This is a genomic window from Anaerostipes rhamnosivorans (genome assembly GCF_005280655.1).
Lineage (GTDB): Bacteria > Bacillota > Clostridia > Lachnospirales > Lachnospiraceae > Anaerostipes > Anaerostipes rhamnosivorans.
Window position 1 is genome coordinate 903492 of sequence record NZ_CP040058.1, and the last position, 25622, is coordinate 929113.

The following is a 25622-nucleotide window of genomic DNA, read 5'->3' on the forward strand; positions in this document are numbered from 1 at the left end:
CATATGAAGAAAGCACTTCATAAAGATAATTTCATGATGGTCCGGAAAACGCTGCCAAGGTTTATGTCGATTTTTTTTATTGTGGCCCTTGGAGTTGCATTTTTTTCCGGAGTGCGGGTCACGGAGCCGGATATGAAGCTCACGGCAGATGCACAGTTTGACGAGAGCAGGCTGATGGATCTTAAGGTCCTGGGCACCATGGGGATCACGGACAGGGATGTAGGCGCGGTCAAAGAAATCTCCGGGGTTTCTGTGGCGGAGCCTAGTTATTCTGTGGATACGATCTGTAAGCTCAATGAGACAGAGAAGGTCTTAAAGGTTATGGCGGCCACAGACCAGCTCAACCAAATCAAAGTCACAGAAGGCCGGATGCCGGAGAAAAATGGAGAGTGTTTGATTGATTCATACGTTGTAGAACACTCCGATATCAAAGTGGGAGATTCGATCACCCTGTCCTCCGGGACGGATGATGATATTGGGGACACGTTAAAAGAATCAACCCTCAAAGTTGTCGGGGTCGGGGATTCATCCTATTATCTGTCCAGAGACAGGGGAACGGCAACCATCGGAAATGGGCAGATCAGCGGTTTTGCCGTGGTGCCAAAGGAGAACTTCAAGCTGGATGTGTATACGGATTTATACCTGTCCGTAAAAGGTGCAGCAAAGGAAACGGCCTATACTGACGAGTATGACGATATGGTTGAGAAAGTAGAAAAAAAGATCAAAGATATTTCCGGGGAACGCTGTAAGGCCAGACAAGAAGAGATCAAAAATGAAGCCAGGAAGAAAGTTAAAAAGGCTGAGAATAAATATAAAAAGGAGAAGAAAAAAGCAGATAAAAAGCTTGCCAAGGCGAAGAAAAAGCTTGACAATGCCGAAGATAAAATAAGTTCGGGAAAAAAAGAGATAAAGTCCCAGGAAGCTAAAATTTCCGACGGTAAAAAGCAGATTAAAAAGGGATGGAACAGCTATAACGACGGCAGAAAACAGCTTGCCAAGGCTGAGAAAGAGATCAAGGCAAATGAGAAACAGCTTTCTAAAGCAGAAAAACAACTCTCACAGGCAAAAGAGCAGTTAAAACAACAGATGCAGCAGGCGGGGGCCATGGGGCAGATCCCGCCGGAGATGCAGAAGAAGTTTGAACAGGCCGGGAAGGAACTGGATAGACAGCAAACTTCTTTAAAGGCGGCTAGAAGAAAGCTTGCGAAGGGCAAAAAACAGTTAAAGGCCAATAAGCAGAAGCTGAGAAACTCTGCCTCACTGCTTAGGAAAAAGGAAAAAGAACTCCAGAGTGGAGAACAAAAGATCAAAGAGGCAAAGGCTGAGCTTAATGACGCTGAAAAAGAACTTGAAAAGGGGAAGAAACAGTACCGTTCCTCCAAGAAAAAAGCGGACCGGAAGTTTGCCAAGGCCAAAAAGAAGATAATGGATGCGAAAAAGGATATCGAGGACATTAAAAAGCCCAAATGGTATGTGCTGGACCGGAACAAAATCCAGTCGTATGTAGAATATGGAGGTGACACCGAAAGGATCGGTGCTATCGGAGAAGTATTTCCGGTGATTTTCTTTCTCGTGGCGGCTCTTGTGAGCCTTACGACCATGACCAGAATGGTGGAGGAGCAGAGAACCCAGATCGGTATTTTAAAGGCTCTTGGATATACAGGCTTTGATGTGGCGAAGAAATATGGGATGTATGCCCTTCTGGCTACAGCAGGAGGAAGTATTGTAGGGGTGCTTGTGGGAGAGACGATCCTGCCCAAGATCATCATTGAGGCCTACTCCATGATGTATACGGGGATTGGACAGGTTAAGCATCCGTTTGAGACACGGTTTGCATTGACAGCGTCCGCGGCCTCTGTCTGTATCACGTTTGGCGCAACTATGTTTGCCTGTTATAAGGAGCTCAGGGAAAAACCAGCCCAGCTGATGCGGCCGGAAGCCCCGAAAGAGGGCAAAAGGATCCTGCTGGAGCGGATCGGTATTCTGTGGAAGCATCTGAATTTTACATGGAAGTCGACTTTGAGGAATCTGTTCCGGTATAAAAAACGGTTTTTCATGACTGTTTTTGGGATCGGAGGATGTATGGCGCTGCTGCTTGTGGGATTTGGTCTGAAAGATTCTATTTTTGCCATTTCCAAGAACCAGTATCAGAAGATCATGACGTATGATGCGTCCGTCACTCTGGAAGAGGACCTTTCAGCAAAAAAAGAGCAGGAAATTGCATTCTGGATACAAAAACAGCATACAATACCAAGCAGCACAAAAGTTCACAATGCTTCTGTGGATGTGGAATTTGACGGGGAAAGCAAGTCAGCGACGCTGGCTGTGCCGGAAAATGTCAAGGAAATAACGTCCTACATTCATTTCAAAGACCGCAAATCCGGGGAGACTTATGAGCTCTCAGACAATGGTATTATTCTGACAGAGAAAGTCTGCAGCCTTCTGGGTATCAAAGAAGGGGATACTGTGACCCTCAAGGAGGGAGAGACAAAAAAAGTCAGGGCAAAAGTCGAACACATCACAGAAAATTATATGCGCCATAATGTTTATATGTCAAAGGGCCTGTACCGGAAGCTTTACGGCGAGGCGCCGGAGTATAACCAGATTCTGTTAAAAAATAAAAACAGGTCAGAGAAGCTGGAGACCACACTTGGCAGGGAACTGCTGAAACAGGATGGGGCCGCATCGGTTTCCTTTATCTCCGATTTTGAAAAAGAGATGAACGATATGCTGAATAATCTGAACATTGTTGTATTTGTCTTAATTATTTCTGCCGGACTGCTGGCTTTTGTAGTATTATATAACTTGAACAACATAAATATCGCGGAGAGGAAAGCAGAACTTGCCACCATCAAGGTACTTGGATTTTATGATCTGGAGACCGCAGCCTATGTCTATCGGGAAAATATTTTGTTAACCGTCATCGGGACAGCTGTGGGAGCGGGATTGGGCCTGCTTCTCCACCGGTATGTGATACTGACGGCGGAGGTGGATCTGATCATGTTCGGAAGAACGATCATGCCGGTCAGTTATCTGTACAGTGTCCTGCTGACCATTGGCTTTGCGGCACTGATTAATTTTATGATGTTTTTCCAGCTTCGGAAAATCAACATGGTAGAATCTTTAAAGAGCACAGAATGACACCCCAAAGGTAGGAAGGGAGATTGACTATGAAAGAATTAACTATGAAGGACCTGATTTTTTATCACATTTTTCCGCTTGGAGCTTTTGTGGATGATGAAACGGAACATGGTATCCTGGAAGTAAAGGAATGGATTCCCCACATCAAGGGTATGGGAGCAAACGCCATTTATTTTTCACCGGTATTTGAGTCCAGCAGCCATGGATATGATACCAAAGATTATAAAGTGATCGATCACAGGCTTGGAACTAACGAGGACTTTAAAGAAGTGTGCCAGGCTTTCCATGAGCAGGGCATCAAAGTTGTCCTGGATGGTGTGTTCAACCATGTGGGCAGAGAGTTCTGGGCATTCCAGGATGTCTTAGAAAAGAAGCAGGAATCAGAATATAAAGACTGGTTTTACATTAACTTTGACGGGAACAGCAATTACGGCGATGGATTCTGGTATGAGGGATGGGAAGGCCATTTTGAGCTGGTAAAATTAAATCTGGATCATGAGGCTGTGAGAAACCACCTTTTGGAAGCCGTGGCCCTGTGGATGGATGAGTTTGAAATTGATGGGATCCGCCTGGATGTGGCCTACATGCTGAACCGGACCTTTATGAAATGTCTGGTGGACTTCGCCAGGGATAAGAATCCGGAGATGGTTTTCATCGGAGAAATGCTTCACGGGGATTACAGCACTCTGGTGAACCATCACATGCTGGATTCCGCTACCAATTATGAGTGCTATAAAGGCCTGTATTCTAGTTTTAATACCCACAACATGCATGAGATCGGATATTCACTGAACCGTCAGTTTGGACCAGATCCATGGGCACTGTACCAGGGACTTCCGCTGTACAGCTTTGTAGATAACCATGATGTGATGAGGATCGCCACCCAGCTTTCAGAAGAAAAGCATCTTCCGCTGATCTATGCGCTGATGTTTGCCATGCCTGGAGTTCCGTCTGTCTACTATGGCAGTGAATGGGGGATCGAGGGCTTCAAGGAGCCGGACAGTGACGACGCGCTGCGCCCGAGAGTAAAAGCAGAAGATCTGGAAGAAGGAGATCTCTATGATTATATTTCGGAACTTGCAAAGGTAAGGGACGCACATGAGGCATTAAAAAGCGGCGGTTACCGTGAGATCCGTACAGAACAGGATATCATCGCATTTGAGAGAGAAACCGGAGAAGAGAGACTCATTTTGGCGTTAAATGCGGGACCTGACGATTATATGCTGCATTTTGACGCAAGAGCGGGAAAAGGGACAGACCTTTTGACCGGAGAAGATGTGGATTTTGGGGGAGGACTTCTGATTCCACCGTATCAGGCTGTGATAATTAAACCAGAGTGTTAGGCTTTCTTGACTTTTTGTGCAAAAACATATAAAATTAGAGAAGTGTTTTATGCACAAAAAATTGAATAAGGAGGAGGCCTGTGGCAAGTATAATTATCGCCATTATCGCAACTCTGGTCATTGTAGCGCCAATTTCCGTCCTTGTTGCCAATCAAAGAAGCAGGAAGGCCATGGAAGTAACCATTGGAAACGCTGAGAGCAAAGCCAGAGATATTATAGATGAAGCCATCAAAGCAGCAGATGCTAAGAAGCGGGAAGCTTCACTTGAAATCAAGGAAGAAACTATAAAAGCGAGACATGACTTTGAAAAAGAAACAAAGGAACGCAGGGGTGAACTGCAGAAGTACGAAAAGCGCGTTCTCAACAAGGAAGAAACGGTTGACAAGAAGGCAGATTTGCTGGAGCGCAGAGAACAGTCTCTGACTGCCAAGGAGAAGAATTTTGAGGCAGACAAGGCAAAAGTGCAGGAGCTCAAGTCCAAACACTTACAGGAATTAGAAAGAATTTCTGGGCTGACCTCTGATCAAGCAAAAGAACAACTATTATCAGCAGTTAAGGAAGACGTAAAGCACGAGACAGCAATGCTCGTAAAAGAGATGGAATCCAGAGCCAAGGAAGACGCCAGAAAGAGAGCCAAGGAATATGTGGTCACAGCCATTCAGAAGTGTGCGGTGGATCATGTAGCCGAGACAACGATCTCCCTTGTGCAGCTTCCCAATGACGAGATGAAGGGCCGTATCATCGGCCGGGAGGGCAGGAATATCCGTGCCCTTGAGAATATGACAGGAGTTGAGTTGATTATTGATGACACTCCGGAAGCAGTCGTATTGTCAAGCTTTAATCCGGTCAGAAGAGAGATCGCAAGGATCGCATTGGAGAAATTGATCGTGGACGGAAGAATTCATCCGGCCAGGATCGAAGAGATGGTAGAGAAAGCCACAAAAGAAGTGGAGACAAAGATGCGGGAAGACGGGGAGGCTGCGACTCTGGAACTTGGAGTCCACGGCATACATCCGGAACTGGTGCGTCTGCTGGGCAAGATGAAGTACCGCACCAGCTACGGCCAGAACGCATTGAAGCATTCCATGGAAGTGGCACAGCTCTCCGGGTTGCTGGCATCTGAGATTGGGGTCGATGTAAGGATGGCGAAGCGTGCGGGACTGCTCCACGACATTGGAAAAGCTATTGACCATGAAGTGGAAGGTTCTCATGTGGAACTTGGGGTGAACCTGTGCAAGAAGTATAAGGAACATCCAATCGTCATCAATGCAGTAGAGTCACATCACGGGGATGCAGAGCCTGAGACGCTGATCGCATGCCTTGTCCAGGCGGCGGATGCTATTTCCGCAGCGAGACCGGGAGCGAGAAGTGAGACACTGGAAAGCTATACGACTAGACTGAAGCAACTGGAAGAGATCGCAGATTCCTTCCAGGGTGTTGATAAGACTTTTGCGATACAGGCAGGTCGGGAGATTCGTGTAATGGTAGTTCCTGAGCAGATCAGTGACGATGATATGATTTTGCTGGCCAGAGATATATCCAAACAGGTAGAAGACAATTTGGATTATCCGGGACAAATTAAAGTCAACATTATCCGTGAGTCACGGGTTGTGGACTACGCGAAATAACCAACATATAAAAGCAGCAGATAACAATCTGCTGCTTTTTTTGTTCCATAGGAAAGTTCTTAGAACCTCCCTATGGAACAAAAAAGCCCTACGGGCATTATGCACACAAATGCGTGAGGAAATTATTTGACCACGTCAAATCGCATTTGGCGCCCAAACTTGTCAAGCCCCTCAAAGAGTGAGGGGATGGGGAGATGAAGTGGGCTTGCCCACTTTGTTCTTGTATTTTCAGGCCATCATGCTGAACAGCCAGGATGACGGCCTGACCAGGACTCAGTCGGCTGATTAACATAGAAAGAACTCCTGCTATGAAGCTTAGATGCCATAGCAGGAGTTCTTTATTTTATTCCATAGGAAAGTTCTGCGAACCTCCCTATAGAATAAAAAAGCCCTGCGGGCATTATGCACACAAATGCGTGAGGAAACTATTTGACTGCGTCAAATCGCATTTGGTGCGCAAAGATGGTCAAAAATAAAAAACGCAGAAATAATGCATAAAAGCGCAATAAATGTTGATATATGCAAATTTAATTGATAATACATGCAAATAAATGCAGGAAATGTGCTTGACAAAGCGGGAATATGCTGGCATTATTAGCTCATAACAGAAGAAACAAGCAAAAACATGCACAAAGACTGAAAGAAGTAGCAGAATAATGCAAAAAAGAAAGGGGAATGGACATGGAAAATTGGATGGACTTAAGTGGAAAAGTAATGGTCGTGACTGGAGGAAGCCAGGGGATCGGAGAGCACGTGGTGGAGACACTCAGAAAGAACGGTGCAGACGTTGTGGTTGCCGATCTGAGAAATAACGACAAGTTTAAAGATGATGAACACATCCTTTTTGTGGAATGCAACGTTGCGAAAAAAGACAGCGTAGATGCGATGATGGAGCAGGTCATAAAAAAATACGGAAAAATCGACGGACTGCTGAACAATGCGGGGGTCAGCCGTCCAAGACTGCTGGTAGATTTCTACGGAAAGCGCCCGGAATATGAGATGACGGAGGATGATTTCGATTTTATGGTCAACGTAAACCAAAAAGGTGTTTTCCTGTGTTCACAGGCGGCTGCCCGCTTCATGGTGAAGCAAAGATCTGGTGTCATCGTCAACATGTCATCTGAGGCTGGAATGCAGGGATCAAAAGGCCAGAGCTGTTATTCCGGCACAAAAGGAGCGGTTCTTTCCTATACCATGTCATGGGCAAAGGAACTGGGGCCTTATAATATCCGTGTAGTCGGAGTGGCACCGTCCATTAATGAGAGAACGCCGATGAACAATGACACGGCATGGGAGGCGCTTGCATACACAAGAGGACAGGATATGAACCATATCTCCTCCGATTATGCAAAAGTGATTCCTATGGGAAGGCCGGGAAAACTTGACGAAGTTGCTGACCTGATCTGTTACTTAATGTCTGACCGCGCAAGCTACATATCCGGAACTACCGTCAACATAAGCGGGGCAAAATCCACACGGTAAAAGCACCATAATGAGAGAAGATATATCAATGCATGTTCCTATGAAAATGAGAGTCGGAGGTATAGGATATGGAAAGAAAAGCAGGGGTACTGGACAGGATCCGTAAATTTGGCGGACACATGAGCGGCATGGTGATGCCGAACCTGGGCGCATTTGTGGGGTGGGGGCTTCTGGCGGCCCTGTTCATCCCCACAGGATGGATGCCGAATGAGAAACTAAATGAGATGGTGGGGCCGATACTGAATTATCTGCTGCCGCTTTTGATTGGATATACGGCAGGCTATAATATCCATGGCCAGAGGGGAGGCGTGATCGGAGCATTTACGACCATGGGTGTCATTGTGGGATCTGACATCACCATGTTCAGTGGAGCTATGATCATGGGACCGCTGTCCTCGTGGCTTTTAAAGAAATTTGACCGGGCAGTGGAGGGTAAGATCAAACCGGGATTTGAAATGCTCATAAATAACTTCAGCCTAGGTATCCTTGGATTCGCACTGGCTATCCTTGGCTATCTGATCATCGGGCCGGTGGTGAATGCAATTATTGCGTTTTTAACAGCAGGAATCAATTTCCTGATCACAAGAAAACTGATCCCTCTGCTGGCAGTGTTCATGTGCCCTGCCCAGGTGCTGTTTTTAAATAACGCTGTAAACCACGGGATTATCTCACCTATCGCATTTGCCCAAGCCCAGGAAGCGGGGAAATCCCTTATGTTTCTGTTGGATTCAAACTGCGGACCGCTGCTGGGAACTCTTTGCTCCATCGCTGTATTCGGAAAAGGAAAAGCGAAGGAGACCGCTCCTATGGCAATGTTCATCGCGGGGATTGCAGGAATCGGAGAAGTTTATTTTCCGTTTGTGCTGGCAAATCCCATCATGATTTTTGCCACCATGGGCGGACTCGCCACATCCTTGTTCCTTTTGGTCGTGTTAGGCGGAGGACTTGTGGGAATGCCGTCTCCGGGCAGTTTGATCAACATTGCGATCATGACACCGAAGGATGCGGCAGTGGCGAATGTGGTGGCGATCACCGCCGGATTTGTCGTGGCACTGCTGATTGGTTCGTTTATTTTAAAGACTGTGGGTTCCCCGGAGGAAGAGGCAGATCTAGCCGTGGCAGGTGTCAACATGGGAAAAAAGGAAAACAGGCCGAAAGAGCGGTCAAGTGTCCGAAGACCCTCTATAGGGGGAGCAATCCGCTATATTATTGTTGCCTGTGATTCCGGGATGGGCTCCAGCGCCATGGGGGCGTCGGTGCTGAAAAACCGGCTGCAGAAGGAAGGATATAAGGACATCACAGTAAAGAATTCATCAGCCAGCCAGATTGACCCTGCGGCAGATATGATTATCACGCTGGAAGGATTGATCGAGAGGGCCAGGATCAGTGTGGACAATGAGGGTAAAGAATTTCTTGCCATCAAAAATTTCCTTAAGGAGGCTGATTATGACCAGGCGATGGAAGTGATTGAGGAGAGAAACGGAAAAGAAAAAGGAAAACCTATCTTATCTGAGGACAACATTGTTTTAAATGTGAAGGTCAAGGATAAAGAGGAGGCGATCCGGTATGCAGGAAAGATCCTCAATGAAAACGGATATACGTCGCCCAAGTATATAGAACACATGCTGGAGAGGGAGAAAAGATTTTCTGTCTATATCGGAAACCATCTGGCGATCCCCCATGGAATCGAATCGTCAGATCCGGAGATCTACACCTCAGGGCTTTCTGTTCTCCAGATTCCGGAAGGAGTTGATTTTGGGGATGGGAATACGGCATACGTTGTCATCGGCATTGCGGGCAAGGATGGAACTCACCTGAATATGTTAAGCAACATTGCTTTGATCTGTGCCGAGGAGGAAAACATAGAAAAGATGAGGTATGCGAAGAATAAAAAAGAGATCATGGAGTTATTAAAGAACATTTAGTACCTGCTTTTGCTTTTCCTTTTTCGGAGGATTCGTTATAATGTCATTAATGAGACAACAAATATAGGAGAAGGTGAAGCGATGAAGATGCTTAAGGCGGAAAGACAGGATAAGATTTTAGAGATTCTGTCCGTGGAAAAGAAAATAATTGCAAGCGAACTGAGTGTGAGACTGGGAGTTTCCGAGGATACGATCCGCAGAGATATCAAAGAACTGGATCAGAGGGGGCTGCTTAAAAAGGTTCACAGCGGGGCAGTCAAAAACGGGCCTTTGAAGGAAGATTTTGACGTGAGGATCGACCTGAACCAGGAGGAGAAAATACGTCTGGCTAAGAAAGGCGCAGAATTGATCAAAGCGGGATCTGTGGTCTTGATTGATGACGGCACGACAAATTATCAGCTGGTCAAGCAGCTGGACCAGCATATCCGTTGCACGATCATTACCAACAGCATTCCGATCATTCTCCTTCTGCGGGATTATCCGAATGTAGACGTGATCACTCTGGGAGGGAACCTCTACAAATCATCCATGGCCACTTTGGGATATGAAGTCATCAAACAGCTGGACTCCCTGCACCCGGACTTATATTTTATGGGGATTTACTGCATGAGCAATGAGGTGGGCATCAGTCATTCCTCCATGGAGGAATGCCAGCTAAAACAGAAAATGCTCTCAGTTTCATACCAGACCGCGGCACTTGTCACAAGGGAAAAGATTGGGTCTGTTTCAAACTATGTGATATGTAAGACGGGAGATATTACCTATCTGATCACAGACTCTGACCAGTAAATAGAAACTGCCTGTGGGCAGAAGACAGATTTGGAGGAAAGAATGAAAAATGTATTGATTGTGGGAGCCGGACGTTTGGGAAAGGGCTTTGTAGGAGAGACATTCGACAATGCAGGGTGGAATATTACCTTTCTGGATAAGGATCCGAGGGTCTCAGAGGAACTTTTGAAGCACGGATGCTACTACGTGAAGGTGCACCGTGTGGATGAGATTCAAAACCGTACGGTCAAAAATTTTCAAGCGTTTACATGTGATGAAGCATATTCTTGTATGGAAGCTTTTTTGGAGACCGATGTGATCGTTCTGCCATTATATCCGGAAGATTTTGAGGAAGCGGCCGAGTATTTGGCAAAGTGCTTTGAAGAGTTTTTTAAGGTGCATCCGGAGCGCAAATTGACAATGATCTGCATTACAAACAAAAACTATCTGATCCCGGGAATCACGGAGGCCTTCAAGAAAGACTTATCCCAGGATGCAAGAAACTGGTTTGACCAAAATGTTGTGATCCGTGATTCTATTATACGAAGAAGCACGGATGCAAGCAGTAATTATGATGTACATATCGACACGGTGGCGGTGAATTCTCTTCTGATCCAGCAGCCGGTAAACAATGATATCAGTGACGTGGAGTGGATGGAGCTTACAGACAAGATCGAGATGTTAAAAGACATCAAAGTTATTGCGGTCAATGGGCCTCATGCTACACTGGCATATATGGGGTATCTTAAGGGATATCATACGATTCCTGAGTCAGAGGCCGACCCTGAGATTGCGCAGGTTGTCAAAGAAGTTGTTGAGGAACTGACGGAAGCCGTCATGAAGGAATACCCGATTACACCGGAAGAACTGCACAATCTTGTGTATTTTGCTCCGGCTCAGGGCGTGCTTCCAGATTCTATTTACCGTGTTGGATATGACCCGATCCGGAAGCTATCAAAAGGAGACCGGCTCACAGGTGCAGCCCAGCTGTGTCTGAAACACGGAGTCTGCTTTGACGCCATTGCAAAAGGGATGGCGGCCGGTTTTAAGTATGCGGAGCCGAGGGATGCCAACGCACAGAAGCTCCAAAAGGAGATCAAGGAGCTGGGAATCGGGCAGGCGGTGTGCAAATATACCGGTCTGGAGCCAGACAGCCCTATTGTACAGCGTGTGATCGAAGAGTATAACCGTTAAAATAAAAGGAATCCATTTTCCACATGATTTTCGTTAAACTCTTAAAATGCGAGGCTTCGTGAACTGGTGAAAACTATCGTAGAACGACGCCTGTTGTTCTTTTGAATTGCACTAATCAGAAGGCATATAAAATGTAGGTTGATGTGATTCAAAAGGAGCTGCTCCACGAAAGTTAATTGTAACAGTATTCTGCCGTGCAGGCAGGATGCTGTTTTCGCGCTGTATACAGAGGGACGGTCCGTTTTATATTGCAGAAAGAAAGGAGCAAAATGAACGATTATAAGAAGATAAAGCAAAACCTTGTACACCAGGGAAAGGTGGTAGGCTTTTACGAAGACATCATCACCCTGCCGAATGGCAATACGGTGACCTGGGATCTGGTTAAGCATCCGGGGGCGGCGGCTATCATTCCGGTGACAGAGGAGGGAAATATCCTGCTGGTCCGCCAGTACAGAAACGCACTGGATGCTATGACCTATGAGATACCGGCGGGAGGAATCGAAAAGGGGGAGAGCGGTTACGACTGTGTAAAACGTGAAATTGAGGAAGAGACAGGATGCAGGGCAGAAAAGATAGAACATCTCATAACCATCGTGACGGCAATCGGCTTCTGTGATGAGAAGATTCCGATCTTTGTGGGAACCGGACTGCAAAAGACGGAGCAGAATCTGGATGAGGATGAATTTATTGATGTGTATGAGATGACACCGGAAAAAGTGAAGGATATGATTTTTAAAGGAGAGATCGTTGACGCAAAAACCATCTCCGGGATTATGACTTACCTGAATATGAAAAGGCCTTGAACACTTGCAACCCAAAGAATCATACATAATGCATCGGAGGAGCACATATAATTTTATGTGGCTCCTTTTCTAATACCTTAACGCGCAAAGCGCGCCCACCCGAGGCTGTGGGTATGGTTTTTGGGGCAAATGATATCAGGGAGGAGACAAAATGGAGCGGAGAAAGTTTTTCATTGGCGTATTTGTGCTGACAGGGCTTGTGCTCGGGAGCCTTTTTACCAATGCGGTGTATAAAGACTACCTGGAATACGGAGGGCAGATGGATTCTCTTGTGCTGGGAGGCAAGGGTCTGTACATATCAGGGAGCAGCCTGCTCCCCTATATTTTGTTTAAGCGGGGAAAGCAGTACGGCATCCTGTTTTTGGTCGGATTTATCTTAAAACCAGTGGTGCTCTTGTACGGCGGGCTGTTCTGCCTTTCCTTTTTTCTGGGATCTATTTTGTCACTGCAGGTGGTGAACCTGGGGATCGCCGGGCTTTTTATTGTGATCTTGAGCCTGTTTCCACACTATATCTGCTACGGGGGGTCTATGTACCTTTTGTATCAGAGAAATGTCAGGGATGAAAAAAAAGAAGAAATGACCTTTGATACAGGTCATTCCTTCTTAAAGAAGTTCTCAATCCAACTGGAACTTTTGTTACTGGTAATCGGATGCTTATTGGAAAGTTATATCAATCCGGCTATCTTAAACATGTTCAACCATATTGTAAAGTAATTCTTCGGTTTTTTCCCAGCCGAGGCATGGATCTGTGATGGACTGGCCGTAGACACCGTTTCCGATCGGCTGGCTTCCGTCCTCAATGTAGCTTTCGATCATCATACCCTTGACGAGAGACTTGATCTCAGGCAGGAAGCTTCTGCTGTGGAGAACTTCCTGGACGATCCTTGGCTGCTGGTCCCACTGTTTTGAGGAATTAGAGTGGTTCGCATCCACGATGACCGCAGGATTTGCAAGGCCAAACTTTTCGTACATGTAGGCAACGCGGGTTAGGTCCTCATAATGGTAGTTGGGCACATTGTTTCCGTGTTTGTTGACAGAACCGCGAAGGATCGCATGGGTCAGAGGGTTTCCGTCTGTTTCCACTTCGTAGCCGTTTGCAATGAAGTTGTGGCTGCCCTGTCCGGCAACGATGGAGTTCATCATGACGGTGAGGTCGCCTCCGGTAGGGTTTTTCATTCCGGCAGGGATATCAAATCCGCTGACTGTCAGACGGTGCTGCTGGTTTTCTACAGAACGTGCACCTACGGCTACATAGGACAAGATATCTTCCATGTAAGGCCAGTTTCCTGGGTAGAGCATTTCATCGGCAGCTGGCATATGGAAGGCTTCCAGGGCATCAATGTGAAGTTTTCTCACAGAGCGGAGGCCGGCAGCCATGTCCGGTGCCTTCTCAGGGTCAGGCTGATGGATCATGCCTTTATATCCGGCGCCGTTTGTCCTTGGTTTGTTTGTATAGATCCTCGGGATCATCAGAAGCTTGTCCGCTACTTTTTTCTGGACTCCGGCAAGGCGGCCCAGATAATCCATGACAGCTTCCTCATTGTCTGCGGAACACGGCCCGATGATCACGATAAATTTATCAGATTCCCCTGTGAAAACCTTTCGTATTTCTTTATCTCTCTCTATTTTTATGCGTTTTGCCTCATCGCTCATCGGAAATTCCTGCTGGAGTTCTTCCGGAGACGGCATTTTGTTGATTCTATGCATACCCATAAGCTTATCTCTCCTTTATAGTTCAATCTGTATGTAGATGGCCTAAAAGGCCAATTGTTATAAGTTTACCAAATTATCGCAGCGCTGTAAAGCGGGGAAGGGAAAACAGCAGATGAAAGAAAAAAGTTATTAGGATCACTTTACAAACGGGAAATATTTGTCTATAATAAACATAGTCTAAAATTGCATATCGAAGTAGAGAATATTAGATTCTCCAACTTCAGGGCAGAGTGAGACGCAGGAAGCGTCAATTCTCGACTGGCGGTGATACTCCACTTAGGGGGAGATGAGTCCGCGAACCGAAAGGCCGATTGAGTGTGAATCTCAAACCAACAGTATAGTCTGGATGGAAGAAGTAACGAAGGACGGTATTATTGTATCGTTCGGTGTAGCCCTGTCTTTGGTGACAAGGGCGTTTTTTATTTTACGGGATAGATTCAGAAGGTTTCCGTATCATAAAAGCATTGTTAAATGGAGGAGAAAGAAAATGATGAATGAAACTGTAACAGTGAGTAAAGTAAATGTAAGAAAGATCACAGTAACTGCAATGCTGGGAGCTTTGGCGACCATTTTAATGTTTTTTGAATTCAGCGTGCCGTTTATTATGCCTGGATTTGTTAAGATGGACTTTTCCGAGCTTCCTGCCCTGATCGCAGCCTTTTCCATGGGGCCGGTATCAGGAATCGCAGTCTGCTTTATTAAAAATGTTGTCAATGTTCTGCACACCACTTCCGGCGGAATCGGTGAACTTTCCAACTTTATCCTGGGAGTCTGCTTTGTACTTCCGGCAGGATTGATCTACAAAAGAAATAAGTCACAGAAAGGTGCTTTGATCGGTGCTCTCATAGGAGCTGTGATGATGGCGGTTGTGAGTATCTTCTCAAACTATTTTATCGTCTATCCGGTTTATGAGAATTTTATGCCGATGGAAGCGATCATCGGTGCTTACCAGGCGATCAACCACAATGTCAAGAACTTATGGGATGCATTGATCTGGTTTAATATGCCGTTCACCTTTGTCAAAGGTATGTTCAGTGTTGTGATCACATTTCTTGTCTATAAGAGGATCTCACCGATCCTTAAGGGAAAACATTAAAATACGATATTAAAAACTGCCAGCCCTGGAGTTAGGGACTGGCAGTTTTTCTTTCATATAGTATTTATTTATGTTAATTCAGCTTTTGCTTTGCATTGTCTAAAAATGAATCAGCAGCTACGATGTAGCGCTCGTGGGTACCGATACCGACGCGGCCTTTGTCATCCATAATCTCAACCTGAAACTCCAGCTTCTTGCGGTTGATCTCTGTCAGGTGGCATTGGCAGGTGACATTGCAGCCAACGGGTGTTGCGGAAACATGGGAAATGTTCAGGTTGGTGCCGACAGTTGTCATGCCGTCATCAAGCTTTCCTTCCAGCAGCTTTACAGCGGCTTTTTCTACCAGAAGCACCATGGCAGGTGTAGCATAAACCGGAAGGCTTCCGCTTCCCCAGCGGGCGGCGGTCAGTTCGTCAGTGACCTCTTCTGCAAGGGTGATTTTGTCTCCAATTTCAATTTTCATAAGTTGTCCTCTCTAACTCTATTCCAAATCATTCAGGATTAGTATCATTTTATACACTTAGTATAGCAAAATAATATAAAAATGCCATAGTTTTTTATGATTTTATAATAATCTGTATATAAATGCACATATTTCTCATAGAGCGAAGTCACAAAAGTCCTGAAAATACTATGGTACAAAGCTGATAAATACGTTAAAATAGTTTTTGACGGATATAAGGTATGGTAACAGATGAGGAGGAATTTTATTGAAGTTATATATGATGAGGCACGGAGAAACTCCATGGAATAAAGTGCGGAGGATTCAGGGGCAGTCAGACGTGGATCTGAGTGAAGCGGGCAGGGAAGCAGCCAGGCTCACCAGGAGAGCACTGAAAGATTTCCATTTTGATGCGGCCTACACGAGCCCGCTGAGCAGAGCGAGAGAAACAGGGGAGATCATCCTGGAGGGCAGAGGGATCCCTCTGCTGGAGGATGAACGGCTTAAGGAGGCCAACTTCGGACCTTATGAAGGGGCACACATCAATGAATTATATGAAAGAGAAGAACCGATTCTGGATTTCTTTGACCGGCCGGAACAGATGGCCTATATTGAAGGAGCGGAGACTCCGGCTCAGGTAGTAGAAAGATCCAGGATATTTTTAGAGGAATTTATACTTCCGATGGAAAAAGAAGCAGAAAGTGTGATCTTATTTACCCACGGAGCTTTCATCCACGGGATGCTGACTAATATGTATCAAAGAGAGATCAGGGACTTTTGGAAAGGACCGAAGCTTAAGAATTGTTCTATCAGTACGGCTGAAGTCAGGGACGGTCAGTTCCGCATTTTGAGTGAGGCTGAGGTCTTTTACTGATATTTTAGAGAGAAAAAGATACCAAAGGAGACATGCGATGACGAAATATGAGTTTTTAAAGGAACTCCGGGAGACTCTGGAGGGACAGGTAGCGGAGAGTGAGATTGAGGATTCTGTTTCTTATTACAGGGATTATTTCAGCCGTCAGGAAGCAGCGGGCAGAACTGAGCGGGAAATCTTAGAAGAACTGGGAAGCCCCAGGCTGATTGCTAAATCGATCATTGAAACGAAAGGCGGGGAGCAGATTTACTATGAGGATACCTATGAAGAACCAGCAGGTGAAGAACAGAGTTCATCGAAAGTCTTTGTTTTTGATTCATTTTTATCCAAAATAGGCTGCCTGGCTGCGCTGATCATCGTGGTTGTCCTGGTCGGCAGTGTATTTGCTGTAGCACTCCGTTTTATCGGGCCGCTCATCCTCATTCTACTTTTAATTTATCTTATCAAAAATGTGTTTGGAAAGCGGTAGGGAACAGCTATGGATATTATTCGCGAAGTCAATGCTGCTATGGAACAGATCGTACAATACAGACAAGATCTGCACAGGCATCCGGAGACGGCCTTTGAGGAACAAAAGACAACCAGATATATAAAGAGACAGCTGCAGGAGATGAACATCCCGTATACATCCTTAAACCCCACAGGGGCGGTCGCCGAGATCGGGGAAGGCAGCCGGGTCATAGCTCTGAGAGCTGATATTGACGCTCTGCGGGTGGAAGAGGAGACAGGGTGTCCTTTTATGTCTGAGAGTCCGGGATACATGCATGCGTGTGGTCATGACGGACATATGGCGGTTCTCCTCGGTGCTGCCCAAATACTGAAAAAGCATGAAAAGGAATTAAAGAAAAAAATCCTCCTGGTTTTTCAGCCTGCGGAGGAGACTGCCCAGGGAGCCAATATGGTGTTGGAGTCCGGCTTGTTGGACTGTGTAAATGAGATCTTCGGCCTTCATATTTTTTCCGGTATTGAGGCAGGAAAGATCTCTGTGGAGGCCGGCCCCAGAATGGCGGCAACAGACTGGTTTTCGATCGATATTACTGGGAGGGCCGGCCATGCGGGCAAGCCACATTTGTGTACGGATGCCACAGTGATCGCTGCGGCCACGATCATGAATCTGCAGACCGTAGTCAGCAGGAATCTGGATCCCTTGGATTCCGCAGTGGTCACAGTGGGTAAAATGGTATCTGGAACAGCAAGAAATGTGATCTCCGGCCATGCCAGACTGGAAGGGACGGTCCGCACATTTTCTGAGGAAACGGAGCAGATGGTCAAAGAGCGTGTTATTGAGATCGCCCGAAGCACTGCGGGGCAGTTGGGCGGAGAGGCGGTTGTAGATTATCCTCCTTCCAGCCACCCGCCTCTGGTAAACGGTCTGGCGGCAGTAAATAGGGCCAGACAGGGGGCAGAAAAGGTATTTTCCGAGGATGAATTTGTCCATGTGCCGCCGATGATGCTCGGGGAAGACTATTCCAACTATTTAAAGACGATCTCGGGTGCATTTGCATTTGTAGGCGGCGGCAAAGATCAATTTCCGAATCATCACAGCCGATTCGATATGGATGAGCGCGCGCTTTTAAGCGGGGTGAAACTGATGCTTGCCTACGCCATGGAAGAGTGACAGGTAAAGGGAAAGAAAATACGAGAAAGCGGCATAATGTACAGGATTTCGTGCTAGACCGCAAATCACAAGTATGCTATAATCATAGCCAAAGAAAAATGGGGCCGTTACAAGGCCTTGAAGATGATATAAAACCAGATAAAAAGGCGGGTAATTATGAATTTAGTTTATCGTAGTACAAGAAACAGGGAAGAGACAGCAACAGCTTCCGAAGCGATTCTGAAAGGTTTGACAAACGACGGAGGGCTTTTTGTACCGGATTCCATTCCGAAGCTTCAGGTTTCTGTGGAAGACCTGACAAAGATGACATACCAGGAGATCGCATATGCAGTGATGAAGGAATTCCTCACGGATTTTACAGAAGAAGAGTTAAAGGCATGTATCGCCAACGCATATGATGAAAAGTTTGATACAAAGGAGATCGCTCCGCTGGTGAAAGTAGGAGATGCTTACTATCTTGAACTGTTCCACGGTTCTACTATCGCATTTAAAGACATGGCACTTTCCATTCTCCCTCACCTTTTAGTGACATCTGCAAAAAAGAATGAAGTAAAAAATGAGATTGTCATCCTCACCGCAACTTCAGGTGATACAGGAAAAGCAGCGTTGGCGGGATTTGCCGATGTGCCGGGAACTAAGATCATTGTATTCTATCCAAAGTCCGGTGTGAGCCCGATCCAGGAAAAGCAGATGCTGACCCAGAAGGGGGACAATACCTTCGTGATCGGTATCAACGGCAATTTTGATGATGCCCAGACAGGGGTTAAAAAGATGTTTTCCAATAAGGAGCTTTCGAAGGTTATGGACGAGAACGGATATCAGTTCTCATCAGCGAACTCTATCAACATCGGACGTCTGGTTCCGCAGATTGTATATTATGTAAAAGCATACGCAGAGCTGGTCAGCAAAGGCACCGTAAAAGCGGGAGAGCCAATGAACGTGGTCGTGCCTACCGGAAACTTCGGTAATATTCTGGCGGCCTTCTATGCAAAACAGATGGGAATCCCAATCGGCAAGTTTGTCTGTGCTTCCAATGAAAATAAAGTGTTATTTGATTTCTTCCAGACAGGAGAATATGATAGAAAGCGTGAATTCGTTGTGACTTCATCTCCGTCCATGGACATTCTGATCTCCAGCAACTTAGAGCGTATGATCTACAGGATCACAGGAAATGATGCTGACCAGTGTGCGAAGTTTATGAATGCACTGACAACAGACGGCGCATATGAGATCACAAAAGAGATGAGAGACCAGCTTTCTGAATTCTTTGGAGCTTATGCTACGGAAGAAGAGACAATGGAAAAGATCAAACAGGTTTACGATGCGCAAAACTATGTTTTGGACACACATACGGCAGTGGCTTCTGTGGCCTACGACAAGTATGTCAAGGACAGCGGCGATAAGACTCCGGCAGTGATCGCATCTACAGCCAGCCCATACAAGTTCACAAGAAGTGTGATGAACGCCATTGATATCAAATATGATGAAAAGTCTGATTTTGAGCTGGTGGATGAATTACATAGAATTTCAGGAGTGGCCGTGCCGAACGCCATCGAGGAGATCAGGACGGCACCGATCCTCCACGATACTGTATGTGAGACAGCACAGATGGAAGAAGAAGTAAAGAAAATATTGAATATTTAATGAAGATTGTAGAAAGACAGCTGTAATCGCGCAGCTGTCTTTTTATGCCCTTTTGGTTGAATGGTTTCTAAGAGAGGCAGGCAAAGTGAGCAATGATTATTTCCCAACCGCAAAAATTAAAAAGACTCAGGAGACGTCCAAATTAAGCCAATGGATGGGGGATTGGCTTTGAAATTGAAAAAAACGGAATCGGTTGGGAAAAAAGAGAACAAACATTGATTTTATCAGGAAAACTGACTATAATGAAAAAGAAGAATGGCTTAAAAGCGTTGGATTAACAGTAACAAGAGTTGTATTGAAATCATCAAGGCAATCTTTTAAGTTCGCATACTGCGTAGATTAACAGTAACAAGAGTTGTATTGAAATTTGAAAAGAATTGCGTAGGTCTCCGCATAAGAAAGATTAACAGTAACAAGAGTTGTATTAAAATGTTATTCTGCACTTTTCTGTAGCTTTTTTTATCGGCGATTAATATTAACAAGGGTTTACAATTATCCATGGCTGGTCTAGGATTTACTGCCTATAAATTTTAGAGGTAGATCCCCCAATTTAATAAACATCATTCAGAAATCCGGCACTGCCGGACTTTTGTTATTTACAGTACAAAAGTTATACAAAACTCCTTATATTAAGAAAATACCCCTCCGGGCAAAATGCACAAAATGGTAAATTTAAAAAGGGCATCCCATGTCTTATATTCTTTGGGGGTGACGTACTTCGCACGGTAGGGTATAAATTTTGTCCATTATTTCTATTCGGCGCTGGGATGGTATCCTTCCAACAATAGTGAAAAACAATGTAGTATGGCATCTTTGGTCTAGAGGTCATTCTTATCTAGCAGACATTATGTCTATGTTCTGCATGATTGGAGTGAGGCATTCTAAGAGCCGAACGGAAATTATGTGGAACATATTATACCCTGCGGGTGGACGCACTTCGCACGATAAGGTATACCCAGTAGGGCATCCCGTATTTCATACCCTACGGGTGGACGTGCTACGCTTTATAAGGTATAATTTAAGAAAAATATATTAGTTAGGAGACGTTGATTATGCCAAAGGATTTATTTGATAAGATTGAACAGACAATTACAACTACAGGGAAGGCAGCGGCAAAAAAAGCTAGGGAAGTAGCGGATACCGCAAAGATTAAAAATGATATCCGTGTTGCAAAGCGTGAATTGGATGATCTGTATGAGCAGGTCGGACGGCAGTATTTTGAATCCCATATGGATTATCCGGAAGCGGATTATATTGATTTGTTTAATCTAATCGAAAAAATCCGTGGAGATATCAAAGTCATGGAAGCAGATCTGGAAATGGTAAAGGAAGAGGATTAGACAATTTCAGGTGAATGCAGTTGTAAAGCCGGCAGAGTGAGAATTTCTCACCTGCCGGCTTTATTGATCTTAAAGATTGGTCTTCCGTTCCATGAGGTATCTTGTCAGGAAGAAAGAAACAAAGATTTCTATAATGCAGCCGATCAGCATCATAGGCATCAGATAATAGCAGAATTCTTCAAGTCCTGTAAAGTTCATGAAGTTCGGAAAAAGGGATGAAAAAATATTGGTCACCAGTGAGAGTGCCGCAGTTGCAAGGAAGTAAGTTCCTATGGACGCCGCCAGACGGTGGTTTGGCAAAAGTCCTCCGATGGTGATACACAGATATATAAACAGCGGTGATGCCACAGCATTGAGCACCAAGGCGGTCAAGGTCTCTGTGATGAACAAGAATCTGATACCTGCATCGATCTTGCTAAATTCCTGGAAGGAAAGGGACATCAAGTGGAAGAAATCATTCCAATACGGCGTACCTGCCAGGAAGATAAAGATGGAGAGAAAGAACGCTGCAGTGGATACCACCACCCAAAAAATACTGATCAGAAGCTTGTTCAGGATCTGGAGATTGATGGAAACCGGGAGCGTAAAGCTCAAATAGCCTTCATCTGTGTAAAAGTTCTTGTAAAAACGGAAAAACGAAATGATAAAGCACATGAGGAACAAAGCAATGACAGCAACCACATAGATGGTCACGATAAAGATACTGAATGTCATGCGCAGCGGATCATTTCCAAAGCCGATCATTGCCATAAACAGCTTAAACAGCAGTGTGATTCCGCCGAAGGTTGCCAGCAGAGGGACAAAATACCGGGCGGTTGCTTTCAGTTCATATTTAAGTAATTTTCCTAGCATTTGAACACCTCCCTGAATAACTGGTCTACAGATTTTTGCTTTTCTTCACGGATCTGATCCACTGTTGCGGACAGGGTAATCTTACCGTTCTGTAAAAACAGGACATCGTCCAGGACAGTCTCGATGTCACTGATCAGGTGGGTGGAGATGATCAGGCTGGCATCCGGATTATAATTGGAAATAATGGTTTTTAAGATGTAATCTCGGGCTGCAGGATCGACACCGGCGATGGGCTCATCCAAAAGATACAGCTTAGCGCTCCGGCTCATGACTAGAATCAGCTGGACCTTCTCCTTGGTTCCCTTTGACAGTGCTTTCAGACGCTTATTTTCATCGATTCCCAGATCCTTCAGCATATAAAGTGCCTTTTCCATATTAAAATCATTATAAAAGTCATCAAAATAAGTAAATACTTCATGGATCTTCATCCATTCCGGCAGATACATGCGGTCCGGAAGATAGGAAATGTGTTCCCGGGAGTGAATACCCAAAGGCTGGCTGTCAAAAAGGATGTCTCCTTCTGTCGGTGTCAAAAGACCGTTGATCAGTTTGATCAGTGTACTTTTTCCGCTTCCGTTAGGGCCCAATAATCCGATGATCCGCCCGGAAGGGATCTTTAAATTTAGTCTGTCCAAGGCTAGAAATCCAGAGTAGACCTTGGAAAGGTTATTACATTCAAGAATATAATTCATATACATACCTCTCATTGTCATTTTATTAAGTTGATGATATCTTCTTTTGTCAGACCGTACCGCTCCATCTTCTTTAAGAACTCAGCAATTTCTTTTTCGGCAATCGAAGATTGCAGTGATCGAATCAGCTTTTCATCTTCGGTGACGAATCGTCCGCTGGTCCTCTGGGAATAGAGCAGGCCGATCCGTTCCAGTTCAGACAGTGCTTTCTGCATCGTATTGGGATTGACGGAAGCGTCAGCCGCCAGATCCCTTACAGAAGGCAGCTTTCCTCCCAGGGGATAAATACCGGAAAGGATATTGCCTTGGATATGTTCCATCAGCTGAAGATAAATCGGCCGGTCATCAGTTAATTCCCATGCCATAGTGTACCTCGCTTTCTTGTATTAACTATCTAGTACAATAATATAATAGTCTTGAGAAAAAGTCAATAAATATTTTTTAAAACCCGTTTGACATAGATTGGAAATAAATGTATAATCAAATCAAGAAATGGAAATAAAAAGGAGGATTTACATTATGTTTCAAATTGTAGAGATGACCGACATGGGCAACGGCAGAGACTCCAACCAGGACTCTTATCTCTTAAAAGAAGAGGAATTATACGGAAAGCAGATACTGATGGCAGCTATGTGTGACGGGATGGGAGGACTTAGCAGAGGGGAGATTGCCAGCGGGTATATTGTGGGTTCCCTGGATCGCTGGTTTACCCATACACTTCCGGTTCTCCTGAAACAAAAGATGAAGATCACCAGGATACAGAAGGAACTGGTGGCCGCCATCAAGAAGATCAACCACAGGCTGATTCTCTTAAGCAGAGAATACGGAGATTCCATGGGCAGTACACTGACACTTCTGTTTGCCGTAGACCGCCGCTTTTTCGTGCTGAATATCGGGGATACCAGGGCCTATTGGTTTGACAGGGAGCAGAAGTATGTCACCAGAGACCACACACTGGTCCAGGAGGAAGTGAGCCGGGGACTGCTGACCAAAGAGGAGGCAAAGACAGATTCGAGAAAACATATACTGATGCAGTGTATCGGTGTCACAAAGGAGATTACCATAGACTGCTACAACGGCAGGCTTAAGCCTGGCATGGAATTTTTACTTTGTACCGACGGCTTCTATGGCATGCTTAGGGAAGAAGAGATTTATGAGGTGGAAGCATCCAAGGATGAGATGAGACAGTGGGTCAGAAGCTGTTTTGATAAGGTAAAAGAAAGGGGAGAGCTGGACAATCTCTCCTGTATCGTGGTGAAAGTATCATGAGATGAACAGGGATTTTACAGAAACTTGTCACATTTTAAGAAAGATTGACGGGGGAGGAGAGGGTGACGTATATCTGGCCTGGGATTCAAGACATAGCCAATATATTGCGATCAAGAGAGTTAAGAGCCAAGTGCTGGGAGGTCTTTTGGAGGGTGAGATCCTAAAGAACTTAGATCATCCGGGTCTTCCAAGGCTGATCGAAGTGTTCATGGAAAAGGATTCAGTCTGTCTGGCCATGAACTATATCCCGGGTATTACAGTGAAAGAATATATCAAAAGACATGGGAGAGTGTCTGAGCGGCAGGCCGTTCTGTGGGGAATCCAGCTTTGCAGTATCTTGTGCTATCTCCACGGGAGGAATCCGGCGGTGATACACTGCGATATCAAGCCGGCAAACCTGATGATTTCAAAGGGAGGAACTCTAACCTTGATTGATTTCGGCTCTGCGAAGTTAGGAAAGGAAGGGAACAAAAGACAGGGGACCCGGGGGTATGCTCCGCCTGAACAGATGGATGCTTCAGGACAGGTAGACGAACAGAGTGATATTTACAGTCTTGGAGTGACTTTATATCATATGGCCACAGGGAATCATCCAGCAGAGAATCAATGGGCGGATGATAGAAACTATGGACTTTCCAATGGATTTGTCAGGCTTCTTCAAGGATGCATGAAATCAGAGAAAAAAGACCGGCTGTTATCTGCCGCAGAAGTCCAAAAAAGGCTGCATCGTTTAAAAGTGAGGAGATTCAGGAACCGGTGCGGTGCCGCAGTGTTATGTGCTGCTGTCATGATCAGTATATACATCGGATTTGCCGGGAAGAAAGGCCAGCCGGCATATACCCGCTATCTGTCCATGGCACAGGAGGAGGCAGGGAAAGAGCGGGGGAAATTATCAGGTCTGGCAGTCCGCTACTTTGAGATGGCCATAAATGAACAACCCGGAAGAGCATCTGCATATGAATGTCTTTTAGAATACTTTAAATCAGTGGGAAAAGAAAAGGAAGGCCTGCAGGTCCTCGCAGAATTCATAGAGGCAAAAGAATTTTCTGCCGCAGGAAAAGAACATCTGTTGATGACCATGGGAGAGATGTATCTACAGGGGAAGGAGGGGGATGGCGGATACTCTCCTGATCCTGCTTTGGCATACAGATATTTGTCGATGCAGCAGAAACCTTCCGGGATTGGACAGGCCTGCACGGAGATTGCGGATATCCTTAGCGGCGGCACATATAAGCCCGCTGAACTGCAAAAGGTTCTTGAAAGGTTCGAACAAAAGGCTTTCAGTTTCCGGCAGATATATTTTCTATATAGGGTTTATGGACAAAAGGGTCAGGAACTAAAGACATTTAAGGATATCGACGAAGTGCAGAGGAGCCTCATAAGGAAGATGGAAACAAAAGCTGGGAATGCCTATGATAATAAGACCGTTTTGCGGGAAAAAGCAGCTTTTTATGAGCGAACGGCAGACCGATATGGGCTGGATCCATGGCTGGAAGCTGCGGATCAATATATGAATGTTATGGAAAGAGAGGAAGACAGGGTAGGGATACAGAGAAAAAAGGCCAGGATGCTGGCGGAGCATAATAGAAAAAAAGAGGCGGAAAAAGCGTACGGAGCGTTGATCAGGCGATATCCGGAGGATCCGGGAGGATACATAGATTACGGTTTTTATCTGGCCAGTGAAGGCAGGAAGGACATGGCAGTTGAAATGTATCGCAGGGCAGAACAGCTTGGAGGCAGGAAGGATACGGAGTTTCGGAGACTTGGCGCCATACTCGGGGAGGGAAGTGAATAGAG

General features: G+C 45.5%; 22 protein-coding genes and 1 riboswitch. Of the genes, 17 read left to right on the forward strand and 5 right to left on the reverse strand.

The window, feature by feature from the left end:
- Positions 1 to 3: 3 nt before the first annotated feature.
- The 9 genes from AR1Y2_RS04475 to AR1Y2_RS04515 all read left to right on the forward strand — a co-directional run bounded on the left by AR1Y2_RS04475 (position 4) and on the right by AR1Y2_RS04515 (position 12999).
- Entirely contained in the window at positions 4 to 3141 is a 3138-nt protein-coding gene (locus tag AR1Y2_RS04475) for an ABC transporter permease (RefSeq protein WP_137327896.1), read from the forward strand.
- Positions 3142 to 3170: 29 nt separating this feature from the next.
- Positions 3171 to 4484, forward strand: a complete 1314-nt coding sequence (locus tag AR1Y2_RS04480; RefSeq protein WP_137327897.1) for an alpha-amylase family glycosyl hydrolase — start codon at positions 3171 to 3173, stop codon at positions 4482 to 4484.
- A gap of 119 nt (positions 4485 to 4603) precedes the next feature.
- Positions 4604 to 6112: a ribonuclease Y gene (gene rny, locus AR1Y2_RS04485; protein WP_408608827.1), complete on the forward strand. Its 1509-nt coding sequence runs from the start codon at positions 4604 to 4606 to the stop codon at positions 6110 to 6112.
- 681 nt (positions 6113 to 6793) lie between these two features.
- On the forward strand, positions 6794 to 7594 hold the full coding sequence (locus AR1Y2_RS04490; RefSeq protein WP_207670574.1) for an SDR family oxidoreductase: 801 nt from the start codon (positions 6794 to 6796) through the stop codon (positions 7592 to 7594).
- 68 nt (positions 7595 to 7662) lie between these two features.
- On the forward strand, positions 7663 to 9519 hold the full coding sequence (locus AR1Y2_RS04495) for a PTS mannitol transporter subunit IICBA (RefSeq protein ID WP_137327900.1): 1857 nt from the start codon (positions 7663 to 7665) through the stop codon (positions 9517 to 9519).
- Positions 9520 to 9600: 81 nt separating this feature from the next.
- Complete coding sequence (locus AR1Y2_RS04500; protein ID WP_137327901.1) at positions 9601 to 10308, forward strand: DeoR/GlpR family DNA-binding transcription regulator; 708 nt, start codon at positions 9601 to 9603, stop codon at positions 10306 to 10308.
- 42 nt (positions 10309 to 10350) lie between these two features.
- The gene (locus AR1Y2_RS04505) at positions 10351 to 11481 is read left to right on the forward strand and encodes a mannitol dehydrogenase family protein (RefSeq protein WP_137327902.1); all 1131 of its coding nucleotides are present in this window, start codon (positions 10351 to 10353) and stop codon (positions 11479 to 11481) included.
- Positions 11482 to 11750: 269 nt separating this feature from the next.
- Positions 11751 to 12284, forward strand: a complete 534-nt coding sequence (locus tag AR1Y2_RS04510) for an NUDIX hydrolase (RefSeq protein ID WP_137327903.1) — start codon at positions 11751 to 11753, stop codon at positions 12282 to 12284.
- Between the two features lie 151 nt (positions 12285 to 12435).
- Positions 12436 to 12999, forward strand: coding sequence for a hypothetical protein (locus AR1Y2_RS04515; RefSeq protein WP_137327904.1), 564 nt, complete (start codon positions 12436 to 12438; stop codon positions 12997 to 12999).
- Here AR1Y2_RS04515 and AR1Y2_RS04520 read toward each other — a convergent pair.
- Positions 12970 to 13998 (reverse strand): 3-deoxy-7-phosphoheptulonate synthase, encoded by a 1029-nt coding sequence (locus AR1Y2_RS04520; protein WP_137327905.1) that lies wholly within the window; start codon positions 13996 to 13998, stop codon positions 12970 to 12972. The two genes, AR1Y2_RS04515 and AR1Y2_RS04520, sit on opposite strands and share 30 nt — an antisense overlap.
- Before the next feature lie 212 nt (positions 13999 to 14210).
- Positions 14211 to 14360, forward strand: a riboswitch (FMN riboswitch).
- 125 nt (positions 14361 to 14485) lie between these two features.
- On the opposite strand from AR1Y2_RS04520, the gene AR1Y2_RS04525 reads away from it, so the two are divergent.
- Positions 14486 to 15094, forward strand: coding sequence for an ECF transporter S component (locus AR1Y2_RS04525; protein WP_137327906.1), 609 nt, complete (start codon positions 14486 to 14488; stop codon positions 15092 to 15094).
- A gap of 73 nt (positions 15095 to 15167) precedes the next feature.
- On the opposite strand, the gene AR1Y2_RS04530 is transcribed toward AR1Y2_RS04525, so the two are convergent.
- Positions 15168 to 15557: a thioesterase family protein gene (locus tag AR1Y2_RS04530; protein ID WP_137327907.1), complete on the reverse strand. Its 390-nt coding sequence runs from the start codon at positions 15555 to 15557 to the stop codon at positions 15168 to 15170.
- Positions 15558 to 15804: 247 nt separating this feature from the next.
- Between AR1Y2_RS04530 and AR1Y2_RS04535 the strand changes: the two genes are divergently transcribed.
- The 5 genes from AR1Y2_RS04535 to AR1Y2_RS04555 all read left to right on the forward strand — a co-directional run bounded on the left by AR1Y2_RS04535 (position 15805) and on the right by AR1Y2_RS04555 (position 21012).
- The gene (locus tag AR1Y2_RS04535) at positions 15805 to 16410 is read left to right on the forward strand and encodes a histidine phosphatase family protein (protein WP_243118857.1); all 606 of its coding nucleotides are present in this window, start codon (positions 15805 to 15807) and stop codon (positions 16408 to 16410) included.
- Between the two features lie 37 nt (positions 16411 to 16447).
- Positions 16448 to 16879, forward strand: coding sequence for a DUF1700 domain-containing protein (locus AR1Y2_RS04540; protein ID WP_137327908.1), 432 nt, complete (start codon positions 16448 to 16450; stop codon positions 16877 to 16879).
- Positions 16880 to 16888: 9 nt separating this feature from the next.
- The gene (locus tag AR1Y2_RS04545) at positions 16889 to 18028 is read left to right on the forward strand and encodes a M20 metallopeptidase family protein (protein WP_137327909.1); all 1140 of its coding nucleotides are present in this window, start codon (positions 16889 to 16891) and stop codon (positions 18026 to 18028) included.
- A 156-nt stretch (positions 18029 to 18184) separates the two neighbouring features.
- Positions 18185 to 19672, forward strand: a complete 1488-nt coding sequence (thrC, locus tag AR1Y2_RS04550) for a threonine synthase (RefSeq protein ID WP_137327910.1) — start codon at positions 18185 to 18187, stop codon at positions 19670 to 19672.
- A 1052-nt stretch (positions 19673 to 20724) separates the two neighbouring features.
- Entirely contained in the window at positions 20725 to 21012 is a 288-nt protein-coding gene (locus tag AR1Y2_RS04555; protein WP_137327911.1) for a hypothetical protein, read from the forward strand.
- Between the two features lie 69 nt (positions 21013 to 21081).
- Here the strand turns inward: AR1Y2_RS04555 and AR1Y2_RS04560 are convergent, their stop codons facing one another.
- From AR1Y2_RS04560 to AR1Y2_RS04570, 3 genes are read right to left on the reverse strand one after another with little or no spacing between them, the layout of a single operon-like run.
- Complete coding sequence (locus tag AR1Y2_RS04560; RefSeq protein WP_137327912.1) at positions 21082 to 21864, reverse strand: hypothetical protein; 783 nt, start codon at positions 21862 to 21864, stop codon at positions 21082 to 21084.
- Positions 21858 to 22556, reverse strand: coding sequence for an ABC transporter ATP-binding protein (locus AR1Y2_RS04565; RefSeq protein WP_137327913.1), 699 nt, complete (start codon positions 22554 to 22556; stop codon positions 21858 to 21860). The genes AR1Y2_RS04560 and AR1Y2_RS04565 overlap by 7 nt, the downstream gene beginning before the upstream one ends.
- Before the next feature lie 17 nt (positions 22557 to 22573).
- Positions 22574 to 22921: a GntR family transcriptional regulator gene (locus AR1Y2_RS04570; RefSeq protein WP_137327914.1), complete on the reverse strand. Its 348-nt coding sequence runs from the start codon at positions 22919 to 22921 to the stop codon at positions 22574 to 22576.
- 154 nt (positions 22922 to 23075) lie between these two features.
- Here AR1Y2_RS04570 and AR1Y2_RS04575 point away from each other — a divergent pair, with 154 nt between their 5' ends.
- Together AR1Y2_RS04575 and AR1Y2_RS04580 are read left to right on the forward strand one after the other, a co-directional pair.
- Positions 23076 to 23825: a PP2C family protein-serine/threonine phosphatase gene (locus AR1Y2_RS04575; protein WP_137327915.1), complete on the forward strand. Its 750-nt coding sequence runs from the start codon at positions 23076 to 23078 to the stop codon at positions 23823 to 23825.
- Between the two features lies 1 nt (position 23826).
- Positions 23827 to 25620, forward strand: a complete 1794-nt coding sequence (locus AR1Y2_RS04580; RefSeq protein ID WP_137327916.1) for a protein kinase domain-containing protein — start codon at positions 23827 to 23829, stop codon at positions 25618 to 25620.
- The last annotated feature ends 2 nt before the right edge of the window (positions 25621 to 25622 follow it).